This window comes from Roseateles sp. P5_E11 (genome assembly GCF_054049355.1).
In genome coordinates this window covers 1-5,293 of sequence record NZ_JBFUMO010000416.1, presented here as the reverse complement: position 1 = coordinate 5,293, position 5,293 = coordinate 1, and the positions used below count along the sequence as shown (strand labels likewise).

The following is a 5,293-nucleotide window of genomic DNA, read 5'->3' as shown; positions in this document are numbered from 1 at the left end:
GAGCTCGGCGTTGAGGGCGCCCGCACTCTTCATGGCCTGCAGGATGGCGAGCAGATCCTGAGGTGTCGCGCCGAGGGAGTTCAGGGCCTTGACCACGTCCGCCAGGCGCGCGCCGGCGGCCAGCTGGATGAGGCTGCCGGGCTCCTGGCGGATGGAGATGTCGGCCTTCTCGGCCACCGTCGTCTGTCCGCCGGACAGTGCGTTGGGCTGGCTGATGATGGGCGTGGAGCTGATGGTCACCGACAGGCTGCCGTGCGCGACGGCGCAGGAAGACAGCGTGACGGCCTGGTTCATGACGATGGAGCCGGTGCGCGCATTGATGACGATGCGGGCCGCGGGCGTCGCCATGTCGATGGAGAGGTTCTCGACGTCGGCCAGGAAGCCGACGCGTTCGTCGGGCGTGGACGGCGCCTTCACGCGCACGACGCGGCCGTCCAGCGCCTGGGCGATGCCGGCGCCCTTGGCCTTGTTAATGGCCTGGGCGACGGCGCGCGCGGTGGCGTAGTCGCTGCTGTTCAGGTCGAGCTGGATGCTGTCGCCCTGGGACAGGGGCGTGGGCACCGAGCGCTCGACGAGGGCGCCTGCGGGAATGCGGCCGGCGCTGAGGTGGTTGATCTGCACCTTGGAGCCGCCGGCAGAAGCGCCAGCGCCGCCGACCACGAGGTTGCCCTGGGCGATCGCGTAGATCTGGCCATCGGCGCCGCGCAGGGGCGTGGCGATCAGCGTGCCGCCGCGCAGGCTCTTGGCATTGCCGATGGAAGAGACGTTGATGTCCAGCTGCTGGCCGGGCTGGGCAAACGGCGGCAGCGAGGCCGTCACCATGACGGCGGCGATATTGCGCGGCTGCATCGTGACGCCCTGGGGCAGCAGCACGCCGAACTGCTGCAGCATCGCCGTCAGGCTCTGGCCGGTGAAGGGCGCCTGCGTCGTCTGGTCGCCCGTGCCGTCCAGACCAACGATCAAACCGTAGCCGGTCAAAGGGTTGGAACGCACGCCGGCGACCGAGGCGACCTCCTTGATGCGCGCGGCATGGGCAGGGGCAACGGGCGCCAGCACGACGGCCAGGCTGAGGAGGAGGGCTTGCAGGTACTTCACTCGACCGATTCTGCGGATCCTTGAGCCCGCGAAGCCGACGAAAAGGGCGCGGTCAGCCCCGCTTTTCTGAACCATTGGTCGTGGCCGCCATGAGCCGCGGGTATTTTTCACACCCCGCCGAGGCTGTAAGGCCGGCGACCTTCGCCCGACCACTCACCACCTGTGAGCACTGAGGCGCCCAGTCAGCACAGCAACCTCTCTTCCACCGTCCCTTTTGGAGACTGACATGACACGCCTTTCCCTGCTGACCCTCGTGCTGGCCACCTCGCTTGCTGCCTTTTCTGCCCCCAGTCAGGCCCAGGGCCTGACCCGCGAACAGGTCAAGATGGAGCGCGACACCTTCCTGGCCCTGATGCGCTGGGACGAACTCACCGGCATGTGGGTGCTGAAGTCCGGCATGGAGCCGCCCAAGGGTGTCATGTCGCGTGCCGAGGTTCTGGCGATGCGCGACCAGTTCCTGCGCATGAATGTCTACGACGACACCGTCGGCAGCTGGGTGCCGATCAAGGCGCCGCGCGACATGAGCACGCTGACGCGCGAGCAGGTCAACATGGAGACGCTGCGCTTTTTGATGATGTATCGCTACGACGAGCAGCGCAACGAGTGGGTCAGCAAGATGCGCTGAGCCCTGCAGCCCTGTCGGGGCAATCCGGACATGGATGCCCGACCGCTTGGTCGGGCATTTTCCGTTGCCGTCTGCAAGGTCCGGCTAAGCCCTTGGACCTGCGTGCGTGAGATCCTGTCAATCCCGACTTCCGGCCCGCCGTAGATAGACCGAGGCCGCGATGTCTCCGCCGGCTCCCCGGGACTGCTAAACGTTTTCCCGCATTCCCGCCAATTGCGGACGTTTGAGAGCAATTRGGAGCTTAGCGGCACCTGTTTGCGGAGGGGCGGTGACAGGTTTCTGAATGTGTATATCGGTAAAGTTTTGCTTGCCGATTCGAGCTGCATTCAGTTGCAAGACCTGCCATGCCCCCGCCCTTCGAACCGTTGACCCTGGTTCATGTCGTGTTTTCATCCCGCATCGCGGGCGGTGAGCGGCATTGCATCGACCTCGCCAATGCCCAGGCCGCGCTGGGCCATCGTGTCCACGTCATTGGCACGGCCAATTCCGTTGTTGCCGCTGCGTTGGCTCCCGCGGTGCGCTTCCACGGGCTGAAACTGCCGCTGCTGCGCGGCTGGCGAGTGGCCAACCTGGCGCGCCGGCTGGCGGCCGATGTCTGCCATGGCCACCTCGGCCCGGCCTGCAAGGCCGTCGCGCACGCCCGGCCTTCGACCCGCGTCGGCACCCTGCACGTCGGCTACAAGGCTCATCACCATGCACGCATGGACGGCCTCATCTGCGTGAATCGCGCCCAGTACGAGAGCCTGCCTGAGCGTGAAGCGCTGGCCAGCGTCATCTACAACTGGGCGCCGGAGCGCGACGCCGCGGCCGCCGCCCGTCACACCGATCTGCGCGCCGAGCTCGGTCTGGCACCCGGCCAGCTGCTGGTCGGCAGCGTGGGCCGCCTGCACCGCAGCAAGGGCATGGATCTGCTGATCGCCGGCTTCAGGGCTCATGCACCGGCCGATGCCGTGCTGGCCATCCTGGGCGAAGGGCCGGACGAGGCCGCGCTGAAGGAACTGGCTGCGGGCGACTCGCGTGTGCGCCTGCTGGGTTTTCGCAGCGATGTTGATCAGGCGTTGAAATCCTTCGATCTCTTCGTGTCACCGTCGCGTGAGGAGGCTTTTCCGCTCGCCATCCTGGAGGCCATGCGCGCCGGGTGCGCCGTGCTGTCCAGCGCCACCCAGGGCCCACGGGAGATGCTGGCCGGGCAGCCCGCCCGGTTGGTGCCGGTGGGTGATGCCCACGCTCTGGGCCATGCGATGGCCGAGGAACTGGTCCGGCTGCGCAGCCTGCTTCCTCAGGAGCGCAGCGTGCGTTACGCGACGGCGGCCTACGATCGCACCAATGCGGTTGCCCGCACGCTGGGCTTTTATCGCGACGTGATGCTCCATCGGGCTGCCCGGGCCAGGGGCTTCGACGCTGAGGATGAAGCTCACGCCGCCTGGCACATTTGATGTTCAAGCGGCCGCGCACCGACTTCTGGCAGGTCGGCATCGTCCCTGTTCCCATTGAAGACATCGATGCCCGCCGGCTGAGCGCCGCGCGGGAGCGCATCACATGGTTGCCCGATGCCGGCCGCTGGCGTTACCTGGCCGACCCTTTCGGCCTGGTACGTGGAGACGCCCTGCACGTGTTCGTCGAGGCCTTCGACTACCGCGTCAAGCGTGCCACCATCGAGCGCCACGAGTTCGGCCTCCCCGACCTGGCCTGGCGCCGCCAGTCGACGGTGCTGGACCGGCCCTTCCACCTGTCCTATCCCCAGGTCTTCGAGCACGACGGCGAAACCTGGATGGTGCCGGAGAGCTACCAGGCCGGTGAGATCGCCCTCTACCGCGCCTGCGACAGGTCCCTCAATCACTGGGAACGCGAATGCGCCTTGCTGGGCGGCCTGCCCGGGGCGGATGCGTCCATCATCGAGCATGAGGGACACTGGTGGATGTTCTACACCCTGGTCGGGCCGGGAGCGCGCGACCAGCGTGAACTGCACATGGCCCATGCGCCGGCATTGTTCGGGCCCTGGGTGCCACTGGCCGCCAACCCGGTGCGCGTGAACCGCGAAGGCGCCCGCCCGGCGGGCCGGCCCTTCATCGGCCGTGACGGCGTGCTGACGCTTCCGGTGCAGGACAGTTCGACCGGCTATGGCGGCGCGACGCGCCTGCTGCGTTTTCCACGCCTGACGCCCGGGCAGGTCGAGATCGAGGCGAGCCTGGAGCGGCTGACCGGCGATCTGGTCAGCGACAGCCACCAGGCCGGCCTGCACACACTGACGGGCTGCGGCGGTTACACGCTCATCGACGTGAAGCGCATCGACCGCTCGCGCGGCAAGCAGTGGTTGGATTTGAAACGTCGCTTTACACGGATAGGGCGCCTGTTGGATCGCTGAGACGCCGCCCGCACACACCCGGGCCGCACAGGTCTACCATGGCTCTTYATGAGCCCCCAGCCTCCTTTTAGCGAGCGCATCGCCGCGCTGACGGCGGCCCTGGAGCCCCAGGTCATCGCCTGGCGGCGTGACCTGCACCAGCACCCCGAGCTCGGCAATCGCGAATTCCGCACCGCGTCCGTCGTCGCCGAGCATCTGCGCAGCCTGGGCTTTGACGAGGTCAAGACGGGCGTCGCCCACACGGGTGTCGTCGGGCTGCTCAAGGGCGGCCTGGCCGGTGGTGTTGTCGCGCTGCGGGCCGACATGGATGGCCTGCCGGTCACCGAAGAAGTGGAGCTGCCGTTCGCATCCAAGGCTCGCGCGGTATGGAACGGTGAGGAGGTCGGCGTCATGCATGCCTGCGGGCATGACTGCCACGTCGCCATCCTGATGGGCGTGGCCAGCATCCTGGCCAGTCTGCGCGCCGACCTTCCCGGCACGATCAAATTCATCTTCCAGCCGGCCGAGGAGATGCCCCCCGAAGGCGAGGAGGGCGGGGCGGCGCTGATGATCAAGGAAGGCGTGCTGGAGAGCCCGACGCCCAGCGCCATCTTCGGCCTGCATGTCACCTCGCGCCAGCAGGCTGGCGTGATCGGCTACCGCCCGGGGCCGACGATGGCGAGCAGCGACAAGCTCAAGATCACCGTGCAGGGCAAGCAGACCCATGGCGCCGCGCCCTGGCTGGGCATCGATCCCATCGTCACGTCGGCGCAGATCGTGCTGGGCCTGCAGACCATCGTCAGCCGCACGCTCGACCTGAACCGCGAGCCGGCGGTCGTGACCATCGGCGCGATCAAGGGCGGCGTGCGCGAGAACATCATCCCGGACTCCGTCGAGATGCGCGGCACGATCCGCAGCTTCGACGAGGGCATGCGCGAGGCCATCCATGAGCGCGTGACCCAGTTGGCCGAGGGCATCTCGGCCGCTTCGCGCGCCAGCTGCAAGGTCTGCATCACGCGCAACTACCCGGTCACGCGCAATGACCCGGTGCTGACCGAGCAGATGGTGCCGACGCTGACCCGTGTGGCCAGCACCGGTCCGAGGCCCATGGGTATCGAGGTCGTGCCCAAGGCGACGGGGGCGGAGGACTTCTCCTTCTTCCAGCGCCTGATCCCTGGCCTCTTCTTCTTTGTCGGCGTGACGCCGCCGGAGATCGAGCCGACCAAGGC

Annotated in this window: 5 protein-coding genes; 4 read left to right on the top strand and 1 reads right to left on the bottom strand. The window is 67.6% G+C overall.

What is annotated here, in order from left to right; genetic code table 11:
- A partial coding sequence (locus tag ACXJKR_RS23470; RefSeq protein ID WP_457324861.1) for a flagellar basal body P-ring protein FlgI occupies positions 1–1,170 on the bottom strand: 1,170 nt, incomplete at its 3' end.
- Positions 1,171–1,321: 151 nt separating this feature from the next.
- On the opposite strand from ACXJKR_RS23470, the gene ACXJKR_RS23465 reads away from it, so the two are divergent.
- The 4 genes from ACXJKR_RS23465 to ACXJKR_RS23450 form a co-directional block, all read left to right on the top strand.
- Positions 1,322–1,720: a DUF4148 domain-containing protein gene (locus ACXJKR_RS23465; RefSeq protein WP_056199163.1), complete on the top strand. Its 399-nt coding sequence runs from the start codon at positions 1,322–1,324 to the stop codon at positions 1,718–1,720.
- 344 nt (positions 1,721–2,064) lie between these two features.
- On the top strand, positions 2,065–3,156 hold the full coding sequence (locus ACXJKR_RS23460; RefSeq protein ID WP_457324860.1) for a glycosyltransferase: 1,092 nt from the start codon (positions 2,065–2,067) through the stop codon (positions 3,154–3,156).
- Complete coding sequence (locus ACXJKR_RS23455) at positions 3,156–4,085, top strand: glucosamine inositolphosphorylceramide transferase family protein (protein WP_056199157.1); 930 nt, start codon at positions 3,156–3,158, stop codon at positions 4,083–4,085. Before ACXJKR_RS23460 ends, ACXJKR_RS23455 begins: the two co-directional genes overlap by 1 nt.
- A 48-nt stretch (positions 4,086–4,133) precedes the next feature.
- Positions 4,134–5,293, top strand: a 1,160-nt coding sequence (locus tag ACXJKR_RS23450; protein ID WP_457324859.1) for an amidohydrolase, incomplete at its 3' end; no start/stop codon positions are given.

What these genes read in the sequence shown, in the direction of transcription:
- ACXJKR_RS23455 (WP_056199157.1), top strand. Translation starts at nt 3,156, where the DNA reads ATGTTCAAGCGGCCGCGCACCGACTTCTGGCAGGTCGGCATCGTCCCT.
- ACXJKR_RS23465 (WP_056199163.1), top strand. Translation starts at nt 1,322, where the DNA reads ATGACACGCCTTTCCCTGCTGACCCTCGTGCTGGCCACCTCGCTTGCT.
- ACXJKR_RS23460 (WP_457324860.1), top strand. Translation starts at nt 2,065, where the DNA reads ATGCCCCCGCCCTTCGAACCGTTGACCCTGGTTCATGTCGTGTTTTCA.